This window comes from Kingella sp. (in: b-proteobacteria) (genome assembly GCF_030527935.1).
GTDB lineage: Bacteria > Pseudomonadota > Gammaproteobacteria > Burkholderiales > Neisseriaceae > Kingella_B.
The window spans coordinates 1-25,886 of record NZ_JAUMZV010000031.1 but is presented as its reverse complement, the minus strand read 5'-3'; the positions used below and the strand labels follow the sequence as shown (position 1 = coordinate 25,886).

Sequence of the window (25,886 nt, the reverse complement as noted above, 5' to 3'; positions counted from 1 at the left end):
TTTAAAACAATTGGTAAGAAGTAATTTATCCTAGTTATCTAGGACAGCCCCAAATCTTTTGCCGCAACGGCGGAAACGGCATGGGCATCGGCGGCGGCGTTGTCTGCCGGCGCGGGCAAGCCAGCGGTTAAGCCCAAAGCAAGCGTGATGGTGGCGATGAATTTGTTCAGGGGAAATCTTTCTGTGTTGATTGCAAAGGCGGCAGTCTAGCTTCAAACCGCGCCGCCAAACAGCGCGATAACCGAAACGCCGTGTCTCGCATGGAGAAAGAATGATATGAATTCACACATTAGGCAGCCTGCGGAGCGTAGCGGAGTTACGAAGTTAAAACGGTAAACATCGTTTTAACTTCGTAACTCCGCTACGCTCCGCAGGCTGCCTTTTGCTGCCCATCCCGCCCCGTTTTCAGGCTGCCGCTTTACACGCCACCATATAATTCACGCTCACATCATCCTGCAAAAAATACTGCCGCGTGAGCAAGTTAAACGACATCCCGCGCGTGTCCACCACGTCCAGCCCAGCCAGCCGCGCCATGCGTGCCAATTCGGATGGCGTGATAAATTTTTGCCAATCGTGCGTACCTTTGGGCACAAGGTTGAGCACATATTCCGCGCCCAGCACCGCGTGCAGATACGATTTGGGATTGCGGTTGATGGTGGAAAAAAACACCCAGCCATCGCGCTTTGCCAGCTTGGCGCAGGCGCGGATGATGGAAGCGGGGTCGGGCACGTGTTCCAGCATTTCCATGCACGTTACCACGTCAAACGACTGCGGCATTTCCGCCGCCAAATCTTCCACGCTCACGCAGCGATAGGCGATGTTGCCCACGCGCTCGGCATCGGCGTGCGCCTGCGCGGTTTTCAGCGAAAGCTCCGCCATGTCCACGCCCAACACACTTGCCGCGCCATGCCGCGCCATGCTTTCCGACAATATGCCGCCGCCACAGCCCACATCCAGCACCGCCTTGCCTGCCAAGTTGGCGTGTTGGTCAATGTAGTCCAAGCGCAGGGGGTTGATGTCGTGCAGCGGTTTGAACTCGCCTGTTTTGTCCCACCATTTATCGGCGATTTGGCTGAACTTGGCGATTTCGCTGGGGTCAACGTTGATGGTTTTTTCGTGGGTCATTTTGTTCTCCTTGTTTACAAAAAGGCAGCCTGAAAAATGGGATAGCGGTGTTTTCAGCCTTGCGCATCGCTCTGCGGCATACCCCTTTATAACCCAAATCAAAGATTTGGACAAAGGGGGCAAGGCTGCCTTATCTCATCACGACTGTTTAAACGTGCGCAACCACATCACCCACACAATCAGCAACACCGCCGCAAAAAACATCACGCTCCACACAGGCAGCGACACGCCCAACACCTTATGCACTTCGCCGCAAAAGCCCGAATCGCCGCGCAACAGCGGTTCATATAATTTAAACAACGGCTTGTTTTTTAGCACAAACGACAGCGGCGCACCGCAATCAGGCTGCTCGGCAGGCGGCAGCGATTGCAAATGAATCTGCTTTGCCGCCACCCACGCGCCAAACGCCGCAGGCGCAGAAATCAACACCGCCGCCAGCGTGCGCCCCAGCAGCTTGCGATGCGGCAACGCAAGGCACAGCAGAGCCATCAACATGGCAACCACCAACGCCAAACGCTGCTGAATGCACATCACACACGGATGCATTTTCAGCACATATTGCCCAAAAAACGAGCCGCACACGCCGCCCGCCGCCACCAAAAACACCAGCAGCACCGTCAAACGATAGCGCGGCATCGCCCGCAATTTATTCACTAAACTCATGTTGTCATTCCAAAATCATTAAAACCGCGAAGTATAATCCTAATTTTCCCACAAGGCAGCCTGAAATGTCCCCAGCCACCGCACTCGTTATCTTTTCGGGTGGACAAGATTCCACCACCTGTTTATTCCAAGCCATCGCTGATTGCGGCGCAGGCAACGTGCAAACCATCAGCTTCCACTACGGGCAACGCCACGCCATTGAGCTGCAACGCGCCGCATGGATAGCGCAAGATTTGGGCGTGCCGCACACCGTGTTGGATTTATCGCTGCTGGGCAGCATCACCCACAACGCGCTGATGGACAGCCACGCCGCCATCCAACCAGCAGGCAACACGCCCAACACCTTTGTGGACGGGCGCAACGCCCTATTTCTGCTCTACGCCGCCATCCACGCCAAAGCGCAAGGCATCCACCGCCTATACACAGGCGTGTGCGAAACCGACTTTTCAGGCTACCCCGACTGCCGCGACGTGTTCATCAAATCCATGAACGTAACGCTTAATCTCGCCATGGACTACCCCTTTGACATCCGCACCCCGCTGATGTGGCTCACCAAAAAGCAAACATGGGCACTCGCCGACAAGCTCGGCGCGTTTGACTACATCCGAGCGCACACCCACACCTGCTACATGGGCGTGGACGGCGGCTGCCACCAATGCCCCGCCTGCGTGCTGCGCGAACGCGGTTTGCAAGAATATTTGGCGGAACGGGGCGGGAGCTAGGGTTGCGCCGTTGTTGCGGGTATTAAAGGCAGCCTGAAACGCACTTTAATCCGTTTCAGGCTGCCGCAATCATCCGCGTAATTTGAAACAGAACATGGCGTATCGCCGCCATACCCATTCTTTCCATTGCCGTAGTTCAAACGTTTCAGGCTGCCTTTAAGCATCGCAAAGGCAGCCTGAAAACCAAAACCGCTTGCTGTTGAGCCAAACGATTTTTAGTGGTGTCCTAAAAAGTATGCTGGCTTGATAATGGTTGATGGCAAACAGCATTGGTTAAAAATCCGACAATCTGTTCCTTCCCCCGCTGGCGGGAGAAGGTTAGGATGGGGGTGGCAGGTGGATTAAACAACTACCCTAACCCTTCCCCACCAGCGGCGAGAGAAAACAGCGGTGTACATACTTTTTAGGATACCACCGAACAGTAAGTGCCCCGCTGGCACGAGACGCATGGTTAAAGCCACAACCCATTTTCAGGCTGCCTTGCTCCCTACTCCACCCTTTTCAGCAACACCGCCCACGCCGCCAGCGCAAACACACTCATCGCCGCAAACGCCCAACGCGGCTGCACCTGATACAGCCCGCCCGCCAGCAGCGTCAAGCCCGCCACCGCCACGCAACTCGCCATGCCAATATACAACGCCTGCAACCGCGCCATATCCTTTTCAGGCTGCCGCACAATAAAGCGCACCATCGCAAAATGCGACAAACTAAACCCCGCCGCGTGCAACAGTTGCACCCCCAACAGCAGCCAAGGGTTCACCGTCGCCGCCATCACCAGCCACCGCCCTGCCGTCAGCACCGCCGAAACCCGCATCAACCGCACAATCCCCACATCACCCAGCCAACGTTTAGAAAAGAAAAACAGCACAATCTCCGCCACCACCGCCGCGCTCCACAGAGCGCTCACCTGCTGCGGCGCAATCCCCGCCGCCTGCCAATAAATCACCCCATAAGTGTAATACGCCGCATGGCTGCCCTGAATCAACGACACCGCCAGCAGCATCCCCCGCGTTTCAGGCTGCCGCAGCAAAGCCGCAAAGCCCAACGCATCTCCCTGCGCCGCCGTTGCCCGATTCTGCAACGCAGGCGCAGCCCGTGGCAACTGCATCAGCCCATGCGCCAGCAGCAACGCCAGCATCAAATAAACCAACTGCCCCGCGCCCAACCGCGCCGCCACCCAGCCCGCCAACAACACGCCCAAAATATACGACCCCGAGCCAAACAAACGCACCCGCCCATAATCCAAGCCAATCTGCTTTTGCCACGCGCTCGCCGCCGTCTCGTTCAACGGCATCTCGCCGCCATTCAACGCAAAAAACAGCCAAATCGCCGCCACCAACAACCATGCCACATCCACACTCGCCGCCGCAGCCAACAACGCCAACACGCTGCCCCATGTTGTCCAGCGAATCGTAGGCAACAGCGCATCCAGCCGCCGCACCCGTTTAGACAGCCACAGCCCGCCCGCAAAGCGAAACAAATAAGCCGACGACATCACAAACGCAATAAAAAATTCCGAATAATGATGGCTCTGCAACCACAGCGGAAAAAACGGCTGCACCACGCCAAATGCGCAGTAATAGCCCAAAAAATTCAATGCCAGCCAAGAAAAAGCAGAAATTTGAACAGACGGCTTCATCGCCAAACCTTGTTTACAAAAATAATAGGGATAATGTTGCCACGCCCAAAGGCAGCCTGAAAACCAATTAAACACAACCCAATCTCGTTTCAGGCTGCCTCCCCGCTTTGTCTTTGTCTTTATCTTGATATTTCTGATACAGCCATACCCAAAGCGGTATCAGCAATAATGCCACGCCAACCGCCGCAAAGGCAGAAGCAAACGCTTTGCCAAACAAAATCGGCATCGCCACAATGGCATACGGCAGCATTTCCGCAAACAGGTGCAGCAAAAATTTGAATGCCCTTGCCGCCAAACTTTCTTTTGGCTTAACGGTTTCCTTAGCTTGTTTATCCATCTTCCCATCCAAATAAACTTTCAGGCTGCCTATTCCACACGAAAAGGCAGCCTGAAATCCACTATTCAATCAAAACGCGCGCTCCACCGCCGTTTTAATCCATTCCATCAAATGAGCGGGCATCACGCCCCACGCCAGCAGCAGCAACGCGTTGAGAGACAACATCCATTTCGCCGCCAGCGTGCCGCTCATCGGCTCGTGTTGGGTCGCACCTTCAAAATACATCGCCCGCACCACGCGCAAATAATAATACGCGCCCACCAAGCTCATCGCCACGGCAAACACCGCCAGCCAAGTCGCCCACGGATAAGGCGCGGCAACCAAGGCTTTCAGCACCGCAAGTTTGGCGTAAAAGCCCGCCAGCGGCGGAATGCCCGCCATGCTAAACAACGCCAGTAGCATCAAAAACGCATACCACGCATTGCGCTGGTTTAAGCCCGCCAAATCTTTGATTTGATTGCATTCGTGGTGCTGATTGCTCACCGCCATCAACACGCCAAAGCCTGTTAGGCTCATCAGCGCGTAGATAATCGCGTAGTACAAGGCAGCCTGAAAACCAATCTGCCCGCCCACAAAGCCCAGCAGCACAAAACCCATATGCGACACGGTGGAAAACGCAAACATTCGTTTCACATTGGTCTGCATAATCGCCGCCAGATTGCCCAGCAGCAGCGACAACGCCGCCAGCGCGGCAAACAGCAGTTGCCAATCGCCCTTTTGCAACACCAAGCCGCTCACCAAAATGCGGAACGCGAAAATGGTCGCGGCAATTTTGGGCACAGAGCCGATAAACGCGCCCACCGAAGTTGGTGCACCTTGATACACATCGGGCACCCACATATGAAACGGCACCGCGCCAAATTTAAACGCCACCGCCGCCACAATAAATAGCACGCCCAATTTCAACAGCCAGCCGTTCACATTGCCGCTTTGGGCAGCCTGAAAAATATCGGCGAAATTCAGGCTGCCTGTTGCGCCGTAAACCATAGACACGCCGTATAGCAAAATGCCCGAAGCCAGCGCGCCCAACACAAAATATTTCAACGCCGCTTCGGCAGCGCGCGCCGAATCGCGTTGCAAGGCAATCATGGCATACAGCGACAGCGACAGCAGCTCCAAGCCAATATACGCCGTCAAAAAATGCCCCGCGCTTATCATCACGCTCATGCCCGCGCAGGCAAACATCGCGAGCGTGTAATACTCGCCTTTGAAAATGCCGCGCAGTTGGTTATACGGCTTGGCATACACAAACAACGCCGCCGTTGCCAAATACACCACCAGCTTGGCCGCTTGCGAAATGCCATCGGCAATATAAAAACCGTTGAACGCCACAATCGGCGTGCTGGTCCACACCGCCAGTTGCGCACCCGATGCCGCCAGCATGGCAACAATGCTCAATCCATGCGTGCTAAAACGGTTCTCATCGCTTGTCCACAAATCCAGCAGCAGTACGCCAAATAGCCCAATCAGCAACACGATTTCAGGTGTGGCTGCACTCAAATTCAAACTTGTCCAATCCATGTTTCACCTCAAATCTTGCTTTGCGCGATTTGCGCCATTAGGTTGTCCGCCGCTTGGTGGATAACCGCGACAAACGGCTCGGGCAGCAAGCCCATGCCCAGCACGGCAATCGCCAAAATCGCCAAAATGGCAAATTCTCGCGCGTTGATGTCTTTCATTTCTTTCACGGCAGGATTGCGAATCTCGCCAAAAATCACGCGCTTATACATCCACAGCGTGTAGCACGCGCCCCAAACCAGCGTGGTCGCCGCGATTGCGCCTACCCACAGGCTGTAATGCGTTGCGCCCACAATCACCATAAATTCGCCCACAAAGCCCGATGTGGCGGGCAAACCTGCGTTTGTCATGCTAAACAGCATCATAAACGCGGCAAACTTCGGCATCACGTTCACCACGCCGCCGTAATCGGCAATATTGCGCGTGTGCAATCGGTCGTACATCACTCCGATGCACATAAACATGGCGGCGGAAACAAAGCCATGCGAAATCATCTGCATAATCGCGCCCTTGAAGCCCCAACCTTCAGGCTGCCCGTCGGCCATAAACATAAAGAAGCCCAGTGTGACAAAGCCCATGTGGCTGATGGACGAATACGCCACCAGTTTTTTCATGTCGGTCTGCACCAGCGCAACCAAGCCGATATACACCACCGCAATCAGGCTCAATACGATGATGACGGGCGCAAAATAGCGCGAAGCGTCGGGCAGAATCGGCAGTACGAAACGCAGGAAGCCATACGCGCCCACTTTCAGCGTAATCGCCGCCAGCACCATAGAGCCGCCTGTTGGAGCTTCAACGTGGGCATCGGGCAGCCAAGTGTGCACGGGGAACATCGGCACTTTCACCGCAAACGATAGGAAAAACGCGATAAACAAAAGCTGTTGCACGCCCAGCGGAATGTTTTTAATCGCCTGAAAATCGGCAATCGCAAAGCTGCCGCCCGCTTGATACGACAGATAAATCAACGCCACCAGCATCAGCAGCGAACCGAGCAGCGTGTAGAGAAACAGCTTCATTGCGGCATACATTCTGCGCTGCCCGCCCCACATACCGATAATCAAATACAGCGGAATCAGCATGCCTTCAAAAAAGGTGTAGAACAAAATGGCATCTTGCGCGGCAAACGCGCCGTTAATCAGCCCACTCATGATGAGAAACGCCGCCATATATTGCGCGGGGCGTTTTTGTATCACTTCCCAGCCTGCCAGCACCACCATCAGCGTGATAAAGGCGTTCAAGATAATAAACAGCACAGAAATGCCGTCCACGCCCAGCGCGTAGTTCAGGTTCAGCGCGGGAATCCACGCATGCAGCTCCTGAAACTGGTAGCCGCCGCTGGTGCGGTCGAAGTGCGTGAACAGCGGCAGGGTAACGGCGAAACTGGCCGCCGCACCCAAAAACGCCAGTATCCGCGCCAGCGGCGCACGCTCGTCCGAGCCTGTCGCCAACACCAGCACGCCTGCCAGAATCGGCAGCCAAATGGTTAGGCTGAGTATGTGGTTGGAAAACATTGTGTTACCTGTTTGGTTGGGGGTTATGGGAAAAGTTTAATTTTTGGGGTATTTCGGTGATGTGTTTGGGGTGCAAGCTGCCTTTTTGTTTTCACTTCGTGGAAGCGGACGCTTTTCAGGCTGCCTGAAAATCAAAATCTTTGGTTCTGCTTTTACTTTTTATTTTATCTGCCTGTTTAAAATCAAACGATTTTCGGGAAAACCGGAAATCCGGCACAAAGACGGCAGGCATAACCATCAATGAACCCGACACAAATCTTTCTATTTGGAATCCGTCAGGATTGGAGTCTGCCTGCGCTTTAATCACTTAAATCATAGATTTGGTATGATTTACCAAACCTGCCATTATCTGCTTCTGCCGCGCGTCTCGGGCTCTATCTGTTGGACAGCAGTATTCCGTTGCAGCGTCTCCTCTTTAAGTTTGTTCAACACATCAGCATTCTCTATCGAGCTCTGTTTTAATTTTTCCAATTGTTCCCCATTGTTGGTAACGAATTGCGACAATGCAGAAGTATCACCTTTTTGCAGCCTCTCTATCAATCCGTTTATCTGCGTATTGAAATCACCGCTTTTTTCTTGTTGGGGTTCAAGCCTAAATTCAGGTTTGATAAAGTTTTCTTTCGGTCGGAGTGCGCCGTAAAAAACGGTCTGTTTATCCCAATACCGGTTTCCTGTCATAATGACTTCAGCAGGTCCAGTTGATGATTGCGAACCAAAGAAATGTATTCTCCCTCTATCATCATACCCTTTAAATATAACAATATGTTGCGAACCTTCTGGCATTCTCATCATCAACAAATCCCCAGGCTTCAGGCTGCCATCGGTTTTAGAGCTGTTTGGCAGAAAATCAAAATGCTCTTTGGCATAATCTGTTAATTCTCGTCCTTTGAATAATGTTTTCGTTGTGAAATTTACAGCACTATTTGGGACATTAAAGCCTGCCCCTTTCATGGAATAATAAACCAATGAAGAGCAATCCACTCCTTTTCTGCCGTCCCCGTCTAAATCTTGATTGTAACGGGAAGGATCGTTTTCCCGCCGTTTCCTATCTTCCCTTCCGTATTCATGGGTTTTACTGGAAAAATTAACCATCGCAAAATCTAGAATTTTCTGATTTTGCCTTTCCTGAACCGAGCCCTGCTTTTCTTGAGTAGTAGCCATAATAACTTCCTTATATTAAAAATAAATTTTCGTTATATTTAATATTGATATAACTTATATTAAACCTAAAAGATGCAATGTTTAAAACACCCCCTTTCATAGCTTTTAAATATTCATTAAATGCCTAATCTGCAAAATAAACTATTTCCCTACCTCTCACCCATCCTGTTGCGCAAACGCCTTTTGTTCGAACCAAGATTTCTTCCCTGTTACTAAATATTTTGACGCGACATTGGCCGCCACGGGGTTTTGCCACCTGCCAGCGTGCAGGATAGTCTTTTATTGTCGTACATCCCTTTTCCAAGCCCATTGATTCGCAAGTAATCTCACTTTCCTCAACCGCCAGGGGGACTTTTTTGACTTTTACCCACCGATCCGGCTCAATGCCGTTATCCTCTACAACACAAAGATACTGCCTATAATACAGTTTCATGACCGTACGGGATTTATCGGAAGGCCGTTCTTTCAAATCTGCACCGTTCGGCATATTAAGGTACACCATACCGGAACAGCTCTCTGTTTTTCGATGCTGGTTTACCACACTGTGGGCATTCGCAACTTGAATACCGGCAATAAGCATCAGCGTTATCAACCATCTTGTCCGTAAAATATTTTTCATTTTTAAACCTTTTGTCATTGTTCAATAATTATTTTTAAAAACACTTAATCCGCAAAATAACGCAGATAGTACAGTAGTGTTGCAAAATCTAGAATCTTCTGATTTTGTCTTTCCCGAACCGAGCCCCGTTTTTCTTGAACAGTAGTCATGGCAACTTCCTTATATTGAATAAATTTTCTCTACAATTTGATATTTATACATCCATATCAAACCTAAAAATACCAACATTAAAAAACAATATTTAAAAAAAGTGATATTTAGAATCATACTTTCTTCCATAATTTCCGATTATTGATCAAATGTCTAATCCGCAGAGTAAAGTATTTCCTTACCTCTTACCCATCCTGTTGCGCAAACGCCTTTTGTTCGAACCAAGATTTCTTCTCTGTCATTAAACACTTCGGCTCGGCATTGACCGCCCCGTGGTTTTTCCACCTGCCAGCGTGCAGGATAGTCTTTTATTGTCGTACATCCTTTTTCCAAACCCATTGTTTCACAAGTAATTTCACCTTCCTTAATCATTAGGGGTGCTTTCCTGACTTTTACCCAACGCTCCGGTTCCACATCTCCATCTTTTATAACGCACAAATACTGCATATATTGCAGCTTCATAACCGTACGAGATTTATCAGAAGGCCGCTCTTTCAGATCCGCACCGTTCGGCGTATTCAAATACACCATATTTAAACATTTCTCTGCTTTTTGGTGCTGATTTATCACACCCCGAGCATTCGCCGTTTGCAAGCCAGTAATAAGTAACGATATCAGCAGCCATCTTGACCATAATGTATTTTTCATTTGTTACACCTTTCGTTATTGTTTAATCATTACTTTTCAAGATATTTAATCCGCAAAATGGCGTATTTCTTTTATCCATTTTGTTGCGCAAACACCTTTTGTCCTAACCAAGACTTCTTCCCTAACGATTTTTCATTTTTCTTTTCTTCAAACATTCCCAACGGGCACATTTTCAGATAGCCTGAAAACATTTCTGAGGCAGCCGAAAGTAACCTGCACTTTATTTAAACCACAAATTCCAGAAAAACGCGACAATCATCACCAGCAGGCCGAAGACCATGGTGGCAGCGTAGGTGTAAACAAAGCCGGTCTGCATTTTGCGCACTTGGGCGGCAATGCTGCCGACGGCGCGGGCGGCTCCGTTCACGATGCCGTTGTCGATAATCATGGTGTCGCCGACTTTCCAGAACAGGTTGCCCAGCACCCGTGCACCGCGTGCGAACACGGCAAAGTAAATCGCGTCCAAGTAATATTTGTTTTCCAGCAGCCGGTAAATCGGTTTGCAGGCTGCCTGAATTTTGGCGGGCAGTTGCGGCGCGGCGCAATACAAGAACCACGCAGCGGCCACACCGCCAATCGCCAAATATAAAACGGGCGATGTGATGCTGTGCGTTACCATGGCCATTGCGCCGTGGAATTCCTGCGCCATTTCGTGCATTACGGGGTGGGCGGCATTGTCCACAAAAATCACGTCTTTGAAGAAGTCACCATAGAGCATGAGCTGGATGGTCAGATAGCCGATAATCACAGACGGAATCGCCAGCAGAATCAGCGGCAGGGTAACGACCAACGGGCTTTCGTGCGGATTTTGGTCGGACAACAAGCCGTGGTGGTGGCCGTCGTCATGTCCGTGCGCGTGGTGGTCATGCTTGGCCTCGCGCCAACGTTCTTTGCCGTGGAACACGATAAAGTATTGGCGGAAGGCGTAAAACGCGGTGACAAACACGCTGGCAAGCACGGCGAAATAGGCGAAGCCGCTGCCGGGCAGGTGGCTCATTTTCACGGCTTCGATAATGCTGTCTTTGGAATAGAAACCGGAGAAAAACGGCGTGCCGATGAGCGACAGATTGCCAATCAGCATGGTGAGCCAGGTAATCGGCATATATTTGCGCAGGCCACCCATGTTGCGCATGTCTTGGTCGTGGTGCATGCCAATGATGACCGAACCTGCGGCCAAAAACAGCAGGGCTTTAAAGAAAGCGTGCGTCATCACATGGAACATGGCGACTGAATAGGCGGACACGCCCAAGGCCACGGTCATATAACCCAGTTGCGACAGGGTGGAATAGGCAATCACGCGTTTGATGTCGTTTTGAATCGTGCCGAGGAAGCCCATGAACAGGGCGGTAATCGCGCCAATTATCATGATGACGGACAGCGCGGTGGTGGACAATTCGTACATGGGCGACATGCGCGACACCATGAACAGGCCGGCGGTCACCATCGTTGCGGCGTGAATCAGCGCGGAAATGGGGGTCGGGCCTTCCATGGAATCGGGCAGCCACACATGCAGCGGGAACTGCGCGGATTTACCCATTGCGCCGACAAACAGCAACAGGCAGGTAACGGTAATCAAATCCGTGCCCAAAAATGGGACGTTCTGCACATTCGGCAGATAGGCGAACACGTCCGCATAGCGCAAGCTGCCGCCGAAATACGCCAGCACCAAACCGATGCCGAGCACAAAGCCGAAGTCGCCCACGCGGTTCACCAAAAAGGCTTTCAGGTTGGCAAAAATCGCGCTGTCGCGTTTGAAATAAAAACCAATCAGCAGATACGACACCACGCCCACGGCTTCCCAGCCGAAGAAGAGCTGGATGAAGTTGTTGGACATAATCAGCATCAGCATGCTGAAGGTAAACAATGAGATATAGCTGAAAAAGCGTTGGTAGCCGACTTCTTCGTCCTTCATGTAGCCGATAGTGTAGATATGCACCATGAGCGATACGGACGTGACCACGACCATCATCATGGCGGTGAGGCTGTCCACCAAAAAGCCAACCGAAAAGTCTGTGCCGCCCATGGTGAGCCAGGTATAGACATTTTCGTCAAACTTGGCGCGCGTACCGTTGATGAAGCCCCACAGCACCTGCGCGGACAACACGGCGGAAATGCACACGCCGAGGATGGTCGCCGTGTGCGCGCCGCGGCGTCCGATTTGGTTGCCGAACAGCCCCGCCAGCAGGCAGCCTGCAAGGGGGGCGAGGGCGATGGTTAGGTATAAAGTCATGTCTGTCATGGTGTGAACCTTAGGGGGAGCTTTTAATCTTTGATGGCTAGGGTTGCTATTTGATTTTCAGGCTGCCTTTTAAATCAATCTACGGTATGAAAGGCAGTTAAAAATTCATTCCGTTTTAATAAAAACATTTTATGTTCAGGCGCATTCAACATTTTTTTGACTTCTGCAAAAGCTGGCACGATATAGCCCCATTCGCCATTGCGAACAAAATAAATGATGTAATCAATTTTGCAATCGCCCCACATATTGTGGATTTCCTGCTTTTTACCTTTATTGGCATCAACTGTTTTGATTTGTATTCTGAAATATCGTTGCCCATCTGAAATCAACACATCAGTTTTATGTCCATGGTCTAACATGGGAACAAATACTTGCCAACCATCTTGCATTAACCAAGTAACCACTAAATTTTCAAATGATGTGTTTAAGAGAGCTTGTCTTGTTCCGTCTGGAATGGGATTTAACAATCTTGGCATGATATTTCTTTATAAAATTCGTTGAACTGTGCTGAAACTACGTTTTCAGGCTGCCTTTGGCTAAGCGTAATCCCTTATTTCGCCTGATGCAGTTTCCAGCCGCGTTTGCTTTTTTGCAGGCGGATTTTGCCGTCTGTTGATGCGTAGCTGCGTTTGGTTTGGCGCAAAATGGTGTTTTCGGCGATGTCTGCGCCGAAGAGTTCTACGCGCGCTTTGTTGGCGGATTGAATGCCGTAAACGGCGAGCGTGTCGTTATTGGGGTCGGTGAGTTTGATTTGGGCGACATCAAACACTTGCACGCATTTTTTCAGCAGGAAGGAGTAGCTTTGCCCTGCGGACGCTTTGCAGCCGTGTGCATCGCTGTCGCCGCCGATCATGGGGCGGTGTCGGCTTGGGCGTAGGCGGCGAGACTGAATGTTAATGCGGCGGTGGCGAGTAGTTTTTTCATGGGAGTTGTCCTTGTTTAATTTTATGGGGTTGGGCGTTTTCAGGCTGCCTTATGCCGTTTAGGCAGCCTGAAAACTACCCTTTCAGGCTGTCCAAATCGGCAATATCGATGGATTTGCGGTTGCGGTACACCAGCACCATAATCGCCAAACCAATCGCGCTTTCGGCGGCGGCCACGGTAAGCACGAAAAACACGAATACCTGCCCTGCCGTGTCGCCCAAATATTGCGAGAAGGCGATGAAGTTGAAGTTCACGGCCAGCAGCATAAGCTCGATGGACATCAGCAGCACGAGCACGTTTTTGCGGTTCATGTAAATCCCCATCGCGCTGATGCCGAACAGGAGCGCGGCGAGGACGAGATAGTGGGTCAGCGTAATCATGCTTTGGTCTCCAGATTTTCGGCAGGTTCGGGCTGGGTGGTCGGGGTTTGCATCACGCTTTCCATTTTCACGAGGCGCATACGGTTTTTATCGGCGGACACTTTAACCTGTTCGGCCGGGTCTTGGCGTTTGGGATTGTTCGTTTTGCGGTGTACCAGCGCAATGGCGGCCACCATGCCGAGCACGAGCAGCACGGCCGCGAGTTCAAACGGCAGCAGATAGGCGGTGTAAATCTGTTTGCCCAAATCGCGCACATTGCTGTAATCGGCGGGGATGTCTTTCATCAAGCCGAACTGGCTGAGCGCGGTGTCGGGCGCAAGGAAGATGGCAATCAGCAGGGCGGCCATCAGCACGCCGACCACCAACGCGGCAGGGGCGTGCCGCCAGAAGCCTTGGCGCATTTCTTCCACGTCGATGTTCAGCATCATCACGACAAACAGGAACAGCACCATCACCGCGCCGACATACACGACTACGAGCGTGATGCCGAGGAATTCGGCCTGCATCAGAAGCCACATCATGGCGGAGGCGCAGAAAGTGAGCACCAAATGCAGCGCGGCGTGCACGGGGTTTTTGGCGGTTACGGTTTGCAGCGCGCCGTATAGGATGACGGCGGCAAACAGATAGAACAGGATGAGTTGGAAAGTCATGGTATTTTTATCCCGTTATTTCTTTTTGATTTTAATATATCCTTGTTTGCTATATTCAGCAGGCGTATTTCCGTTTTGGACTTTTGCACATAACGAATCTCCGCAGCGAACGGTATCGGCCTCATTATAAAGCTGTAAAATTTCCGCTTCGATTTTATGGCGGCGGATAACGGAAGCATAATGGACTTCCAGCCAAACCGTTGCGCCAAGCACCACACCTAAAACTATTCCAAAAAGCCAGCCTATTTTCAGCATCAGGGAACGGCTGGCACGGTTTAGCCGCTGTTCGGTTACCGCAGCAAATTCTGCGAAATGGCTCATATGGCGTTTCAAGTCTTCCAAATGATTGGAAAAATCGTCCAGCCCCTGCCTGCCGCCTTCAATAATCTCCTGTTTGAGATTCTCTGAAACATCCGACAATTGTTTTGCCAAAGCATCAGCCAACAGTTTGTCTATTTCTGCAAGCTGGTTCCTTAACTGGCTTATCCCTTCCTGCTGCAAACCCAAAGCATCCTCGCTCTGTTTTTGCAGATCGTTGTGCAGAATCGCCACATTCGCAATCAGCTGTTGCAACTGGTGTTCCTGCCCTATCATTTCCTCACTCCCATTCCTGTCGTTTCATGCTGTTGGTTGTGTTGAGGTTTTTCAGAATTGGTCTGCACCGATACCGCCTGCTGTATCTGGTTCAGTGCTTCCGCATTTCGAATGGAATGGTTACTGAGGCTTTCCAATTCGGTATGATTTGCATTCACAAACTCTCTCAAAGCATAAGGATTGCCTGCCTGTAATGCGGCAGCCAAGCTGTTTACCTTGTCGGCAAAGCTGCTTTGACCATTCGAATGAATGGAGGAAACAGGCTTGTTAATTTGGGTGTTCGACTGCAAAAGAACTTCATCATTCTGTGTTTTTTTCGGATCAATCCCAACGCTTCTCAAAATATTTTTTAATTTATTTGCATAATTGGGGTCTGTCGCATATCCACCCCGCTGCAATGCATCTGCCGCCTCTGCCGGCGTCTCTGCCTGAAAATAGCCTGCTCTATCGTATCTCCCGTTTTTGCGGGAGACAAATTTCTGTCTGTCTTGCAATGCCTCATCCAGCGAATCGTAATCCTTGAATTTCTGCCGCATCCTTACCTGTCTGCCGTTAATATTCTCCTTTGTCCACCGTACGGTTCCTTTCTCTTGGTTATCCGGGTCTCCGTTCCCGGCTTTGACACCCCAATAGTTGTGTTTTCCTGATTCTCTCTTTCCCCAGCCGGACTCCAACGCCCATTGTGCTGCGATAATTTCAGGATGTGCGATACCCGCAGCTTTTGCCGCATTGCGGATTTCCATAAATTTTTCTCTTTGCTCTTTAGTCGGCATAACAATACTCCTTAGTCAAGTTAATCAATGTCTTTATATTCACCGGTATATTCATCCGGCACAGAACCGTCGGTCTTCATTTTACCCGTATTCTTATCTACAACATAGCCAAACAGGCGGGGAGCCGTATTGGGGTCGCCTCCGCATTCCCGGTTATGTTTTTCCCGAACATCAATTTCATAGGATGACGGCTTGTCATCCACAATAAAAACATAACATTCTTCTTTTAGCGCGGTAAGTCGGTTTTTTACAATCGACTTCCTTACCAAGGCAAGGGCTTCGTCTTCACTGCGGATATTTCCGGTTCCAGCACAGGAAGAAGCCAATACTACCGCAATCAGCATACCGATTTTTTTCATAGTGCTCTCTACTCTATAACAAAAAATAATCCATTTTTATTTCATGTTTTTCAGGCTGCCTGAAAACAGACTTGGCGGCATATCATCCCGTTTTATCTCGTTATCCCCCTTGACGGCGCTTCGTGCCGTTCGGTTTGGGCGGGGGCAGCCTGCGCCAGCAGGGCCTGTTCCGCACGGTTCATGGTTTCCGCATCCAGAACAGACTGCCTGCTTAGGGCTTCCAGTTCCGTGCGGTTGGCACCGACAAACTCTTTCAGTGCGTCCGGATGTCCGGCCCGGAGGGCGGCGGTCAGGCTGTTTATCCTGTCGTTCAGGCTGCCCTGCCGCACGGATTGTGCGTATTCCGTGTCGCGGACGGGTTCTTCCTCACTCAGCAGCAAGGGTTTGAAACGGCTGGCGGTTTTCAGCCATGCCTGCGCTTCATCTCTGTCCGTGCTGTCAATAGTACGGCTGCGGAATTGGTCTCTCATGACCAGGTCGGCAGTCTCAAAGTTGCCTTGCCACTCTCCTGTCAGTATTTCTTTCGCAGTTTCCGCCTTGTTGCGCTCCACCGCATCTACGAATGAGTTTTCCACCCTGTTGTTCCGGCTGTCGAAATAAATCGTACCGCCGGCATAGTCCCGCACCGCAAAATACAGTTCGTTGCTCTGCCACAGCGCGGCCGCGCCTTCGCCGCCCGTTTCCCGCAGCTTCTCCCATATCCTGTCGCGCACCGCACCGCCTTCGTATTTGCCGATCAGCTTCATCGGCGTTTCCAATGTCCAGTCGTTGATGTCCAGACCGTGCTTCCTGAAAACGTCTTGGTGGAAATCCCGCATTTCCTTAAACGGAATGTCTCGGGGCGTATGGCCAACGGTGGTTTTTAGAAAATCCAAATAGCCCTGTGCCATATCGATACGGATACTGTCCAACTCAGCACGGGTAAAGTCGCGGCCGGAACGGTTTTTCATAAACATGACCGCCGCGCGTCCCGCCACGGAGCCGTGCGGCAGGCTGTCCAGGGACAGCCCTTCCGCCTGCGCCACACCGCGCGCCCAGCCCGCATATTTGTAGCCCTTGTTGAGCAGGTCGGTATAGGTGCGGACGACGCCTTCTACGCCGTGGTGTTTGATGTCGTTTTCATAACGTTGGATGTCGTTTAATGTTAGTGGCTGACGCATGGTTTAGTCCTTCCTTAATGATGTTGGTAGAGAGGGTGCCGGTGAAGCCGTCCCGTTCTTTTTTGCCGCAATGTCCGCCTCGGCGGCGGCGATAAAGCCGTAAACCACCTTCATGGCCTCGCGCTCTATTCGCTTCCAGTCGTGTAGAAGATGGCGGCTGTGGAGTATTGCCAGTTCGATGTCCAAACCGTTTTCCCGAACCAAAACCCTTTGCCTGCACGGCGGGTTGGGTACGTCCAGCTTGATGGTACAGAAGATATAGGTGCGGATATACCCCCGGGCATCCCGCTCCAAAAACAGGTCGTCCCAGTCCCTACTGCTGAGGCGTATGTTTTTGTAAGGCCTGCCCGTCTTTTCGTCTGTTCTAGGGCGGTAATAGGCTTCCAGTCCGTACGGCTTATCCGCACGGCGGCGGTAGTCGGGAAGATAGTCCACCTTGCTGAAATACCACTGGTTTAAAAATTTGTCGTACCGGTCCGCCGCCTTGTCCAGCGGGTGGGTGTTGTTGCCGATGCCGACCAAGACCCAAGACGTGCCCGACTGCCGTTCCTCTTCGTAAAAATTGCCTTCGTTGCGTACGTCCCGCACTTTGCCCTTGGCATAGTCCAGATAAAAGCCGAAGTCGGAAAGCTGGTTTTCATAGCTGGGTTCGGGGTATTTGTAGCTGCCGTATTCGTCCGAAAACGGGCTGGGGGTGTCGGTATAGGCCACGTCCTGTACGATGTAGGGCGACATTTTGACTTTGCGTCCGCCCAGTGCGGCGATGATGTCGGGTTCGGTAAAGCGCGGGTCGCGTTCGTAGCCCTCCGCTTTTGCTGCGGGGGCGGAGGTTTGGACCGGCCGGGACGGTTCGGGTTGGGCCGCTTCGGTTTTCTCTGCCGCCCGGGAGCAGGAAGAGAGGCTAAAAGGCAACAAGACAGCAAGGATTTGTACTAGACGGCGCATCAGATATTTGTTCCTTTTTATTTCAACCCATTAGGCAGTATGCCAAGATTAGATTGGCAACCCGACACTTTACAATTTTCAGGCTGCCTGAAACGGTTATTTTCATCTGTGCCCTGCCCTGTTTTTTTGGCGGAGCTTTTTGGGATTAACGGCAGACGGTGGATTTGCAGGCAATCGGAAAGAAGGGGGATGGTGGCGGTATGCCACGCCCATCCGTTAATATTCGGCAATTTTACGGGCTTCTTCTCTAATTTAAGCGGGTGCAGGCTGCTTATTAGTTTTCAGGCTGCCTGAAAGCCGTTCGGCACAAACTCTTTTTCCACTGCGGCAGTTCGTCCCACAACGGCAGGCCGTCAAATTGTCCAATGCCGATTTCCGCCTGTGCGTGGAAACCTTGCGTCAGGGTTTTCCAGTAGCACTGCATCGGCTGCCAGCAGGGCAGGATTTCGATGCGCCATGCTTCGGGCGGCAGCGGCAGGCGGCGCAGCAATCGGTCAAACAGCGGCCGCGCGGCGGCGTAAACGTGGAAATACTCGCATTCGCTGGCGTATTCGACAGCATATTCGGCAAAATTATCCCAATCCGGCTGTGCCAATTTTTCCCACATTTTGCCGCCTTGTCCGGTCAGCCGCCAGATGTCTGCACTGTCGCGGCCAATCATACCGTGTTGGCGCAGGCGGCGCAGGGCGGCGGTTTTTTGGCTGTTGCCGTGCGTGTTGCCGGTACTGAACAGCAGCTCGAATTTCGGACTGAGCAGCCATGCGTGTGGCGTGGGCGCTTCGGCAATCAAATCGAGCATTTGCGCCTCGCAGGGCGTGAGTTGTTTCATATTTAGTTGGGTGCAGGCTGCTTTTTAATTTTCAGGCTGCCTGAAATCAGCGGTATGGCGCATCCGCCGCTTTGCGTTTGGCGATTTCTGCTTCGTATTTATCGCCGATGGCCAGCAGGATGGGCTTGATCATGTGCAAATCGCCTTTTTTCTCGCCGTGGTATTCGAAAATATGCGTTTCCACAATCGCATCGGTGGGGCAGGCTTCTTCGCAGAAGCCGCAGAAAATGCACTTGGTCAGGTCGATGTCGTAACGCGTGGTGCGGCGCGTGCCGTCTTCGCGTTCTTCGGATTCGATGTTAATTGCCATGGCGGGGCAGACGGCCTCGCACAGTTTGCAGGCGATGCAGCGCTCTTCGCCGTTCGGATAGCGGCGTTGGGCGTGCAGGCCGCGAAAGCGCACGGATTGCGGAGTTTTTTCTTCGGGGAAGTAAATCGTGTCTTTGCGGGCGAAGAAGTTTTTGAGCGTTACGCCCATGCCTTTGACGAGTTCGCCGAGCAGGAAGGTTTTGAAGAAATTGGCCATTTTGGTTTGCTCTTTCGGGTTGGGTGTTCGGGGTGCAGGCTGAAACCTTTGCAAAACCCCAAACGCAACAAAAAAATAGTTAATTCTCCGTCATTCCCGCGCAGGCGGGAATCTTGGTCAAAGCTACACAATGGTTTGTTTTTGCGTAGATTTTTTAATCTCAAACAAGATTCCCGCCTACGCGGAAATGACGACATTTCTTATTTTTCAGGCTGCTGCTGGGGTTTTGCAAAGGTTTCAGGCTGCTTTTTATCTTTTGCGGTGGCAGCGTCTGCGCCGTTCAGTTTTCTGCGTATTGCGCCAAATCGGGGGCGGTTTTGGCAGGGATAAATTCGGTAATTTCGTAATCGGCAATGCCGGCCTGGTGAAACGGGTCTTCGCCGATAATGTGCTCTATCTCGGCACGGCTTGCGGCACGGGCAACGATAATGCCGCCGGTGCGCGGTTCTTTGCGCCCTGAAAATAGGAATGCGCCACTTTGGTAGTGTTTGTCCAAAAACTGACGGTGGGCAGCCAGATGCTGTTCCACTTGTTCGATCGGAGCGGTGTAGGTCAGGGCGATGATGAACATGGAGTGTCCTTGTTATGCGGGTGCAGGCTGCCTGAAAACGCGGTTACAAGCTTACGCCTTCCTGTTCCATTTTGGCGGACAGGGCGGCAAGTTTTTTAGCGGGATCCAGCAAGGGATTTAACACATGGGCGACGCAATCTTCGGCAGATTGCGCTATCGCCACATCATCGGCAACTACTGCACCGTGAAAAACAAACGGCGGCAGAAACGGGGTTTTCAGCAAATTCGCGGTCTGCTGCAAAGGTTTTAAAAATTCGGACATGGAAAAGCTGTTATAGCCACCTGCTTGATACGAATCTGCCGGTCCGCCCGTAGAAATGGCGCACACCCACTCTTTACCCGCCAATACGCCGCCCTTGGGGCCGTATGCCCAGTTATAGGTCAGCACGTCGTCCAGCCACTGTTTCATCAATGGGGGAATGGAATACCAGTAAAACGGATGCTGAAACACCAGTCTGTCGTGCGCCAACAATGCGGACTGTTCTGCGGCGACATCAATTTTACCGTCGGGATAAAGTTCATAAAGTTTACGGACGGTTACGTTCGGTTCGCGTGCCAACCGTTCCGCCCATGCACGGTTTACTTTGGATCGAGCAAGGTCGGGATGGAACAGATTGATGAGCGTTTTCATATCATTTCCTTTTACGGTAAATTCACAGGCTGCTTTTGGATTTCAGGCTACCCTTATTTCCACAAACTCAACGGCGATACCATCCATGCCGCCAACACGGCGATGGAAATGAAGCCCACGGGAATCAACACTTTCCAGCCCAAGCGCATGATTTGGTCGTAGCGATAGCGCGGGAAGGTGGCGCGAATCCACAAATAGCCGTACAGCACGAACGCCATTTTGGCGAACATCCAAATCGGGCTGGGTGTGCCGATAACGCCCCAGCTTTGTGGGAAGGGCGAAAGCCAGCCGCCAAGAAACATGATGGAAGTGAGCGCACCGATTAAAATCATGAAAATATATTCGGCCAGGAAGAACAGCGCGAAGGCAAAGCCGGAATATTCCACGTGGTGTCCGGCCACGATTTCGCTTTCGCCCTCCGCCACGTCAAACGGCGCACGGTTGGTTTCGGCCACGGCGGAAATCAGGTACACAAGGAACACGGGGAACAGGGTAAACCAGTTCCACGAGAAAATGGAACCGCCGGCAATGCCGCCGCTTTGCGCGGCCACGATGTCTTTAAAATTCAGGCTGCCTGAAACCATAATCACGCACACCAGCGCGGCGGACATGGCGATTTCGTAGGAAATGGTTTGCGCCGAAGCACGCATCGCACCGAGCATGGCGTATTTGGAGTTGGAAGCCCAGCCGGCGATAATCACACCGTACACGGACAGCGACGTAATCATCAGGATATACAGCAGGCCTGCGTCCACGTTGGTCAGCACCCATGTGTCGGAAAACGGCACGACCGCCCACGCGGCAAACGACGGGGCAAGCGCCATCATCGGGCCGATGTAGAACAGGTATTTGTTGGACGAACTGGGGCGGGTCACTTCTTTAAACAGCAGTTTCAGCACGTCGGCAAACGGCTGGATTAAGCCCCAAGGCCCTGTTACGTTGGGGCCCACGCGGAGCTGCATAAAGCCGATGACTTTGCGTTCAAAGTAAGTCAAATACGCCACGGTTAAAATCAATGGAATCAAGATGATGACGATTTTGACCACAATCGCCACCACCAAGCCGATGTCGCTGCCGAGTGCGCCCATGCCGAGCGTTTGGGCAAATAGAGATTGAAACCACTCTTGCATTTTCAGGCTGCCTTTCTTAATTCAATCACGTTCATCATGCCGCCCAGCGGGGCGTTGATGGGGTGTTCGGGCAGGAAGACCACGTTTTCAGGCAGCGTTTCATCTGCGCGAACGGTTACAAATACTTCGCTCTCTTTGCTGCCGCGCGTGGCGATAACGATTTCGCCGTCTGCCAAGCCCAAGCTGGCTAATGTGGCGGGGTGAATGCCTGCGCGGGGTTCGGCGGCGTGGCTGGTTTGTTGCAACGAAGCGGCGCGGCGCACAATGGGGTCGGTGTGGTAAATGCCGATGCCGCCCACGCGCACCAATTCGTCTTTGCCTGCCAGCAAGCGGCTGGCTTTGGCGGCGAGTTCGCCATCGTTGTTGAGCTTTTCAGGCAGCGTGGCAACATCACCCAAGGCTTCGGCTAACACGTCTGCGCTGGTTTCAAAATCAAAGCCGTCTAGCTCAAACACATTGCCCAGCACGCGCAACACTTTCCACAACGGGCGGCTGTTGCCCAAGCCTTTGACTACGCCGTGAAACGACTGCAACCGCCCTTCCATGCTGATAAAGCTGCCCGATGTTTCGGTGAACGGTGCAATCGGCAGCAACACATCGGCAACATTGCGCAACGTTTCGCTTTCATACGCGCTAAACGCCAACACGCTGCCCGCCTGTTTCAGCGCGGATACGGCTGCCGCGCCGCCTGCGATGTCGTGCTCGGGGTCAATATTCAGCAGCATCACGGCGCGTTTGGGCGTGGCAATCATCTCGCCAATCGCTGCGCGGTTGATGCCGATGATGTCCGCGCCCACGCTGTTGGCGGCTTGCGGCAAGATGCCCAGCACTGCGCCTGTTTCGCGCGCCAGCTTTTGCGCGGCAAGGTAAATATTGCCAAAGTCGGGGTGATTTTGCGCTTCTGCGCCCAGCAAAATGGCGGCGCGTTCAGCGTTTTTCAGGCTGCCTGAAACATCGTGCGCCATTTCTTTGGCGGCGGTGTTCAAATAGTTCGCCCATTCGCAAGGGTGCAACACGGTTTGCGCGCGTAGTGGCATATGCAGTTGCTCGTGGCTGCTGGCGATGATGTCCAACGCCATGCCTGCTTTGGCAGCGCGGCGCAAACGAGCGGTGAGCAGCGGCTGCTCTTGGCGCAATCTCGCGCCCACCACCAACACGGCATCGCAGCCAGCAAGCTGTTCAATGCTTTGCCCCAGCCATGCCGCGCCTTTCAGGCTGCCTGAAACGCCGTTATCCGCCGTGCGAAGCTGCGCGGTGGTGTGGGCGATGTTTAAGCCTTGCGCCAATTTGTTTGCCAGATACAGCTCTTCCACCGTGTTCATCGGGTTTGCCCACAGCGCAATTTCGCCCGCGCCGTATTCTTTGGCAACGCAAGACAAGGTGTGGCGCACATATTCCAGCGCGGTTTGCCAATCCACCGTTTTCCATTCGCCTCCGTGTTTGATTTTGGGGGCGACAAGGCGGCTTTCGTGGTTTAAGCCTTCGTAGGCAAAGCGGTCTTTGTCGGACAGCCAGCATTCGTTAATCGCTTCGTTTTCCAAGGGCAACACGCGGCGCACGGTGTGTTCTTTGGTTTGCACTTCCAAATTTGCGCCCAAGGCATCGTGTGCAGAAATGGATTTGCGGCGGCTCAATTCCCAAGTGCGCGCGTTAAAGCGGAATGGCTTGCTGGTGAGCGCGCCCACGGGGCACAGGTCAATCACGTTGCCCGATAGCTCGGTTTCCACCGCCTTGCCAATAAACGGCAAAATTTCCGACCATTCGCCGCGATTGGCGATGCCGATTTCTTGCTCGCCTGCGATTTCTTCGGTAAAGCGCACGCAGCGGGTGCAATGAATGCAGCGCGACATTTCTTGTGTGGAAATCAACGCGCCCATGTCTTTGGGCTTGACCGCGCGTTTTTCTTCAATATAGCGGCTGGTGGTTTTGCCATAGCCCACCGCCAAATCTTGCAGCTGGCATTCGCCGCCTTTGTCGCACACAGGGCAATCCAGCGGGTGATTAATGAGCAGAAACTCCATCACGCCCGCTTGGGCTTGCTTCGCCATATTGGAATGCGTGTGCACCACCATGCCATCGGTTACGGGCGTGGCGCAGGCGGGCAGCGGTTTGGGGGCTTTTTCCACTTCCACCAAGCACATACGGCAGTTGGCGGCAATGGAGAGTTTTTTGTGGTAACAGAAATGCGGGATATAAGTGCCCAATTCGTGCGCGGCTTCCATTACGGTTGTGCCTTGCTCTACTTCTATCTGTTTGCCGTCTATGTGGATTTGTAACATGGGTTTGTTCCTAGTTACCTTAATTTAAAATGTTGTTATGCGCGGAGTGGGCAATGAGCTACCCACGCTAATCTTGTGTTGTTTTCACTTCGTTGCCATGACATTTGGCTTTCGCAATTTCGCTTTAAGGCAGCCTGAAAACCATTTTGGCTCTATTTTCAGGCTGCCTAAATCAACCCCATTTATGGGCTTTCATCGGCTTGCCGTGTTCAATGTAATGCACAAATTCATCGCGGAAATGTTTGGTAAAGCCGCGCACGGGGAACACCGCCGCATCGGCTAACGCGCAAATGGTGCGCCCTGCCATATTGTTGCCGATGCTGTCTAGCAAGTCCAAATCTTCCATGCGCCCTTTGCCGTTGGCGATGCGGTGCACAATGCGATACAGCCAGCCCGTGCCTTCGCGGCAAGGCGTGCATTGTCCGCACGATTCTTCTTGATAAAAATAACTCAACCGCTCCAAGGCTTTGACCATGCACACGTCTTCGTCCATCACAATCACCGCGCCCGAGCCGAGCATGGAACCGGCTTTGGCGATGCTGTCGTAGTCCATATTCAGCCCCATCATAATCTCGGCGGGCAACACGGGCGCAGACGAACCACCTGGTATTACGGCTTTCAATTTTTTGCCGCCGCGCACGCCGCCTGCCATTTCCAGCAATGTGGCAAATGGCGTGCCCAGCGGGATTTCGTAGTTACCTGGGCGTTCAACGTGCCCTGAAATGCTGAATAATTTGGTGCCGCCTGCTTTTTCTATGCCGATGTCGGCAAAGGTTTGCCCGCCATCGCGCATGATAAATGGCACAGAAGCAAAGGTTTCGGTGTTGTTGATGGTGGTAGGCTTGCCGTATAGCCCGAATGATGCGGGGAAAGGGGGTTTGAAGCGCGGTTGCCCTTTTTTGCCTTCTAGGCTTTCCAACAGCGCAGTTTCTTCGCCGCACACATACGCGCCGTAGCCGTGGTGGGCGAACAATTCAAACGAGAAATCGCTGCCCAAAATATTCTGCCCGAGCAAATTGGCGGCGCGGGCTTGGGCAAGCGCGGCTTCAAAGCGTTGATAGCCTTCAAAAATTTCGCCGTGAATGTAGTTATAGCCTGCGGACGCGCCCATGGCGTAGCCGCCGATTATCATGCCTTCAATCAGCGCGTGCGGGTTGAACATGATGATGTCGCGGTCTTTGAATGTGCCCGGTTCGCCTTCATCGGTGTTGCAGACAACATATTTTTGCCCGTCAAACGCGCGGGGCATAAAGCTCCATTTCAAGCCTGTGGGGAAACCTGCGCCGCCGCGCCCGCGTAGGTTGGACGTTTTGAGTTCGTTGATGATGTCGTCTTGCGGCATTTTTTCGCTGATGATTTGGCGCAACGCCTGATAGCCGCCGCGCGCCTGATAGGCCGCCAGCGTCCAGCAGTTCGGGTCTTGGGTGTTTACGTCTTTGAAGATTACGCCGGATTGGTAGATTGCCATTTGGATTGTACCTAGGTTTGTTTTCAGGGTTCAGGCAGCCTGCAAACGGGGCTGCTTGGGTTTGTTGGGGGTGTAGGCTGCTTTTGTGCGCCTTGTGTCAAAACGGCCAGTGCTGCATGATTCTACGCAATTCTTCGGCGCGGCGGTTGTTCGTCTCGGCGATGCAGGCATTACGCCGCATTTCGTTTGCCGTACCGATTGCGCCGCCACCGAGCGATGCTGTCCAAGCGCAGTGATTCTGGCGGTATGTCGCAAAGCTGTGTTCCGCCGCCTTTAATTTTGGGGCTGTCCTAGATAACTAGGACAAATCGTGCTTTACTAGTTGTTTTAAA

General features: G+C 52.4%; 29 protein-coding genes and 1 pseudogene. 1 reads left to right on the top strand and 29 read right to left on the bottom strand.

The genetic code is table 11. The features are described 5' to 3' along the window. Window positions 1–405 precede the first annotated feature (405 nt). Both ubiG and Q4A85_RS09955 read right to left on the bottom strand, forming a co-directional pair. Window positions 406–1,125, bottom strand: a complete 720-nt coding sequence (ubiG, locus tag Q4A85_RS09960) for a bifunctional 2-polyprenyl-6-hydroxyphenol methylase/3-demethylubiquinol 3-O-methyltransferase UbiG (protein ID WP_303109952.1) — start codon at window positions 1,123–1,125, stop codon at window positions 406–408. 138 nt (window positions 1,126–1,263) lie between these two features. Next, a complete protein-coding gene (locus Q4A85_RS09955) occupies window positions 1,264–1,788 on the bottom strand; it encodes a disulfide bond formation protein B (RefSeq protein ID WP_303109950.1) in 525 nt (174 codons plus the stop codon). Between the two features lie 65 nt (window positions 1,789–1,853). Between Q4A85_RS09955 and queC the strand changes: the two genes are divergently transcribed. Then, window positions 1,854–2,510, top strand: coding sequence for a 7-cyano-7-deazaguanine synthase QueC (gene queC, locus Q4A85_RS09950; RefSeq protein ID WP_303109949.1), 657 nt, complete (start codon window positions 1,854–1,856; stop codon window positions 2,508–2,510). On the opposite strand, the gene Q4A85_RS09945 is transcribed toward queC, so the two are convergent. From Q4A85_RS09945 to Q4A85_RS13260, 27 genes and pseudogenes are all read right to left on the bottom strand, one after another. Continuing rightward, entirely contained in the window at window positions 2,507–2,674 is a 168-nt protein-coding gene (locus Q4A85_RS09945; protein ID WP_303109948.1) for a hypothetical protein, read from the bottom strand. The two genes, queC and Q4A85_RS09945, sit on opposite strands and share 4 nt — an antisense overlap. Window positions 2,675–2,997: 323 nt before the next feature. Further along, window positions 2,998–4,224 (bottom strand): 3-phenylpropionate MFS transporter, encoded by a 1,227-nt coding sequence (locus Q4A85_RS09940; RefSeq protein WP_303109947.1) that lies wholly within the window; start codon window positions 4,222–4,224, stop codon window positions 2,998–3,000. Next, window positions 4,217–4,555 carry a hypothetical protein gene (locus Q4A85_RS09935; protein WP_303109945.1) on the bottom strand — a complete coding sequence of 113 codons (339 nt, stop codon included), beginning with the start codon at window positions 4,553–4,555 and terminating at the stop codon, window positions 4,217–4,219. The genes Q4A85_RS09940 and Q4A85_RS09935 overlap by 8 nt, the downstream gene beginning before the upstream one ends. Beyond that, window positions 4,556–6,007 (bottom strand): NADH-quinone oxidoreductase subunit NuoN, encoded by a 1,452-nt coding sequence (nuoN, locus tag Q4A85_RS09930; protein WP_303109943.1) that lies wholly within the window; start codon window positions 6,005–6,007, stop codon window positions 4,556–4,558. Window positions 6,008–6,015: 8 nt separating this feature from the next. Continuing rightward, window positions 6,016–7,518, bottom strand: coding sequence for an NADH-quinone oxidoreductase subunit M (locus Q4A85_RS09925; RefSeq protein WP_303109941.1), 1,503 nt, complete (start codon window positions 7,516–7,518; stop codon window positions 6,016–6,018). Window positions 7,519–7,863: 345 nt separating this feature from the next. After that, the gene (locus Q4A85_RS09920) at window positions 7,864–8,679 is read right to left on the bottom strand and encodes an NlpC/P60 family protein (RefSeq protein ID WP_303109939.1); all 816 of its coding nucleotides are present in this window, start codon (window positions 8,677–8,679) and stop codon (window positions 7,864–7,866) included. 124 nt (window positions 8,680–8,803) lie between these two features. Continuing rightward, on the bottom strand, window positions 8,804–9,298 hold the full coding sequence (locus Q4A85_RS09915) for a hypothetical protein (protein ID WP_303109937.1): 495 nt from the start codon (window positions 9,296–9,298) through the stop codon (window positions 8,804–8,806). A gap of 303 nt (window positions 9,299–9,601) precedes the next feature. Continuing rightward, window positions 9,602–10,096 carry a hypothetical protein gene (locus Q4A85_RS09910; RefSeq protein WP_303109935.1) on the bottom strand — a complete coding sequence of 165 codons (495 nt, stop codon included), beginning with the start codon at window positions 10,094–10,096 and terminating at the stop codon, window positions 9,602–9,604. Window positions 10,097–10,316: 220 nt separating this feature from the next. Further along, window positions 10,317–12,335: an NADH-quinone oxidoreductase subunit L gene (gene nuoL, locus Q4A85_RS09905; protein ID WP_303109933.1), complete on the bottom strand. Its 2,019-nt coding sequence runs from the start codon at window positions 12,333–12,335 to the stop codon at window positions 10,317–10,319. Between the two features lie 74 nt (window positions 12,336–12,409). Then, window positions 12,410–12,811 (bottom strand): hypothetical protein, encoded by a 402-nt coding sequence (locus tag Q4A85_RS09900; protein ID WP_303109932.1) that lies wholly within the window; start codon window positions 12,809–12,811, stop codon window positions 12,410–12,412. A gap of 74 nt (window positions 12,812–12,885) precedes the next feature. Further along, a complete protein-coding gene (locus Q4A85_RS09895) occupies window positions 12,886–13,188 on the bottom strand; it encodes a hypothetical protein (protein ID WP_303109929.1) in 303 nt (100 codons plus the stop codon). A 145-nt stretch (window positions 13,189–13,333) separates the two neighbouring features. Further along, a complete protein-coding gene (gene nuoK, locus Q4A85_RS09890; protein ID WP_003783564.1) occupies window positions 13,334–13,639 on the bottom strand; it encodes an NADH-quinone oxidoreductase subunit NuoK in 306 nt (101 codons plus the stop codon). Next, window positions 13,636–14,289 (bottom strand): NADH-quinone oxidoreductase subunit J, encoded by a 654-nt coding sequence (locus tag Q4A85_RS09885; protein ID WP_303109925.1) that lies wholly within the window; start codon window positions 14,287–14,289, stop codon window positions 13,636–13,638. Before Q4A85_RS09885 ends, nuoK begins: the two co-directional genes overlap by 4 nt. A gap of 15 nt (window positions 14,290–14,304) precedes the next feature. Further along, on the bottom strand, window positions 14,305–14,862 hold the full coding sequence (locus tag Q4A85_RS09880; RefSeq protein WP_303109923.1) for a hypothetical protein: 558 nt from the start codon (window positions 14,860–14,862) through the stop codon (window positions 14,305–14,307). 17 nt (window positions 14,863–14,879) lie between these two features. After that, entirely contained in the window at window positions 14,880–15,656 is a 777-nt protein-coding gene (locus Q4A85_RS09875; RefSeq protein WP_303109921.1) for a glycoside hydrolase family 73 protein, read from the bottom strand. 20 nt (window positions 15,657–15,676) lie between these two features. Further along, the gene (locus Q4A85_RS09870; RefSeq protein WP_303109919.1) at window positions 15,677–16,015 is read right to left on the bottom strand and encodes a hypothetical protein; all 339 of its coding nucleotides are present in this window, start codon (window positions 16,013–16,015) and stop codon (window positions 15,677–15,679) included. 92 nt (window positions 16,016–16,107) lie between these two features. Then, window positions 16,108–17,175: a hypothetical protein gene (locus Q4A85_RS09865; protein WP_303109918.1), complete on the bottom strand. Its 1,068-nt coding sequence runs from the start codon at window positions 17,173–17,175 to the stop codon at window positions 16,108–16,110. Between the two features lie 3 nt (window positions 17,176–17,178). Continuing rightward, window positions 17,179–18,120, bottom strand: coding sequence for a hypothetical protein (locus Q4A85_RS09860; protein WP_303109916.1), 942 nt, complete (start codon window positions 18,118–18,120; stop codon window positions 17,179–17,181). A 17-nt stretch (window positions 18,121–18,137) separates the two neighbouring features. Beyond that, the gene (locus Q4A85_RS09855; protein ID WP_303109914.1) at window positions 18,138–18,350 is read right to left on the bottom strand and encodes a hypothetical protein; all 213 of its coding nucleotides are present in this window, start codon (window positions 18,348–18,350) and stop codon (window positions 18,138–18,140) included. 44 nt (window positions 18,351–18,394) lie between these two features. After that, window positions 18,395–18,949, bottom strand: coding sequence for a hypothetical protein (locus Q4A85_RS09850; RefSeq protein WP_303109912.1), 555 nt, complete (start codon window positions 18,947–18,949; stop codon window positions 18,395–18,397). Between the two features lie 46 nt (window positions 18,950–18,995). After that, complete coding sequence (gene nuoI / locus Q4A85_RS09845; RefSeq protein WP_303109910.1) at window positions 18,996–19,475, bottom strand: NADH-quinone oxidoreductase subunit NuoI; 480 nt, start codon at window positions 19,473–19,475, stop codon at window positions 18,996–18,998. Between the two features lie 280 nt (window positions 19,476–19,755). Further along, the gene (locus Q4A85_RS09840) at window positions 19,756–20,046 is read right to left on the bottom strand and encodes a YciI family protein (RefSeq protein ID WP_303109908.1); all 291 of its coding nucleotides are present in this window, start codon (window positions 20,044–20,046) and stop codon (window positions 19,756–19,758) included. 43 nt (window positions 20,047–20,089) lie between these two features. After that, a complete protein-coding gene (locus Q4A85_RS09835; protein WP_303109906.1) occupies window positions 20,090–20,677 on the bottom strand; it encodes an NAD(P)H-dependent oxidoreductase in 588 nt (195 codons plus the stop codon). Window positions 20,678–20,730: 53 nt separating this feature from the next. Continuing rightward, window positions 20,731–21,807: an NADH-quinone oxidoreductase subunit NuoH gene (gene nuoH / locus Q4A85_RS09830; RefSeq protein WP_303109904.1), complete on the bottom strand. Its 1,077-nt coding sequence runs from the start codon at window positions 21,805–21,807 to the stop codon at window positions 20,731–20,733. Window positions 21,808–21,809: 2 nt separating this feature from the next. Beyond that, window positions 21,810–24,086 (bottom strand): NADH-quinone oxidoreductase subunit NuoG, encoded by a 2,277-nt coding sequence (gene nuoG / locus Q4A85_RS09825; RefSeq protein WP_303109903.1) that lies wholly within the window; start codon window positions 24,084–24,086, stop codon window positions 21,810–21,812. A 172-nt stretch (window positions 24,087–24,258) separates the two neighbouring features. Then, on the bottom strand, window positions 24,259–25,554 hold the full coding sequence (gene nuoF, locus Q4A85_RS09820; protein ID WP_303109901.1) for an NADH-quinone oxidoreductase subunit NuoF: 1,296 nt from the start codon (window positions 25,552–25,554) through the stop codon (window positions 24,259–24,261). Window positions 25,555–25,651: 97 nt separating this feature from the next. After that, window positions 25,652–25,777: pseudogene (locus Q4A85_RS13260) on the bottom strand (hypothetical protein); the annotation flags it as partial. Window positions 25,778–25,886 lie beyond the last annotated feature (109 nt).

Excerpts from the sequence above, each read along its gene's own strand:
- nuoN (WP_303109943.1), bottom strand. The coding sequence starts at position 6,007 with ATGGATTGGACAAGTTTGAATTTGAGTGCAGCCACACCTGAAATCGTG.
- Q4A85_RS09895 (WP_303109929.1), bottom strand. The coding sequence starts at position 13,188 with ATGATCGGCGGCGACAGCGATGCACACGGCTGCAAAGCGTCCGCAGGG.
- Q4A85_RS09865 (WP_303109918.1), bottom strand. The coding sequence starts at position 17,175 with ATGCGTCAGCCACTAACATTAAACGACATCCAACGTTATGAAAACGAC.
- nuoG (WP_303109903.1), bottom strand. The coding sequence starts at position 24,086 with ATGTTACAAATCCACATAGACGGCAAACAGATAGAAGTAGAGCAAGGC.
- Q4A85_RS09915 (WP_303109937.1), bottom strand. The coding sequence starts at position 9,298 with ATGAAAAATATTTTACGGACAAGATGGTTGATAACGCTGATGCTTATT.
- Q4A85_RS09900 (WP_303109932.1), bottom strand. The coding sequence starts at position 12,811 with ATGCCAAGATTGTTAAATCCCATTCCAGACGGAACAAGACAAGCTCTC.
- Q4A85_RS09860 (WP_303109916.1), bottom strand. The coding sequence starts at position 18,120 with ATGCGCCGTCTAGTACAAATCCTTGCTGTCTTGTTGCCTTTTAGCCTC.
- nuoI (WP_303109910.1), bottom strand. The coding sequence starts at position 19,475 with ATGGCCAATTTCTTCAAAACCTTCCTGCTCGGCGAACTCGTCAAAGGC.
- Q4A85_RS09925 (WP_303109941.1), bottom strand. The coding sequence starts at position 7,518 with ATGTTTTCCAACCACATACTCAGCCTAACCATTTGGCTGCCGATTCTG.
- Q4A85_RS09850 (WP_303109912.1), bottom strand. The coding sequence starts at position 18,949 with ATGAAACAACTCACGCCCTGCGAGGCGCAAATGCTCGATTTGATTGCC.
- Q4A85_RS09885 (WP_303109925.1), bottom strand. The coding sequence starts at position 14,289 with ATGACTTTCCAACTCATCCTGTTCTATCTGTTTGCCGCCGTCATCCTA.
- Q4A85_RS09870 (WP_303109919.1), bottom strand. The coding sequence starts at position 16,015 with ATGAAAAAAATCGGTATGCTGATTGCGGTAGTATTGGCTTCTTCCTGT.
- Q4A85_RS09840 (WP_303109908.1), bottom strand. The coding sequence starts at position 20,046 with ATGTTCATCATCGCCCTGACCTACACCGCTCCGATCGAACAAGTGGAA.
- Q4A85_RS09955 (WP_303109950.1), bottom strand. The coding sequence starts at position 1,788 with ATGAGTTTAGTGAATAAATTGCGGGCGATGCCGCGCTATCGTTTGACG.
- nuoL (WP_303109933.1), bottom strand. The coding sequence starts at position 12,335 with ATGACAGACATGACTTTATACCTAACCATCGCCCTCGCCCCCCTTGCA.
- ubiG (WP_303109952.1), bottom strand. The coding sequence starts at position 1,125 with ATGACCCACGAAAAAACCATCAACGTTGACCCCAGCGAAATCGCCAAG.
- Q4A85_RS09945 (WP_303109948.1), bottom strand. The coding sequence starts at position 2,674 with ATGCTTAAAGGCAGCCTGAAACGTTTGAACTACGGCAATGGAAAGAAT.
- Q4A85_RS09835 (WP_303109906.1), bottom strand. The coding sequence starts at position 20,677 with ATGAAAACGCTCATCAATCTGTTCCATCCCGACCTTGCTCGATCCAAA.
- Q4A85_RS09875 (WP_303109921.1), bottom strand. The coding sequence starts at position 15,656 with ATGCCGACTAAAGAGCAAAGAGAAAAATTTATGGAAATCCGCAATGCG.
- nuoF (WP_303109901.1), bottom strand. The coding sequence starts at position 25,554 with ATGGCAATCTACCAATCCGGCGTAATCTTCAAAGACGTAAACACCCAA.
- Q4A85_RS09910 (WP_303109935.1), bottom strand. The coding sequence starts at position 10,096 with ATGAAAAATACATTATGGTCAAGATGGCTGCTGATATCGTTACTTATT.
- nuoH (WP_303109904.1), bottom strand. The coding sequence starts at position 21,807 with ATGCAAGAGTGGTTTCAATCTCTATTTGCCCAAACGCTCGGCATGGGC.
- nuoK (WP_003783564.1), bottom strand. The coding sequence starts at position 13,639 with ATGATTACGCTGACCCACTATCTCGTCCTCGCCGCGCTCCTGTTCGGC.
- Q4A85_RS09920 (WP_303109939.1), bottom strand. The coding sequence starts at position 8,679 with ATGGCTACTACTCAAGAAAAGCAGGGCTCGGTTCAGGAAAGGCAAAAT.
- queC (WP_303109949.1), top strand. The coding sequence starts at position 1,854 with ATGTCCCCAGCCACCGCACTCGTTATCTTTTCGGGTGGACAAGATTCC.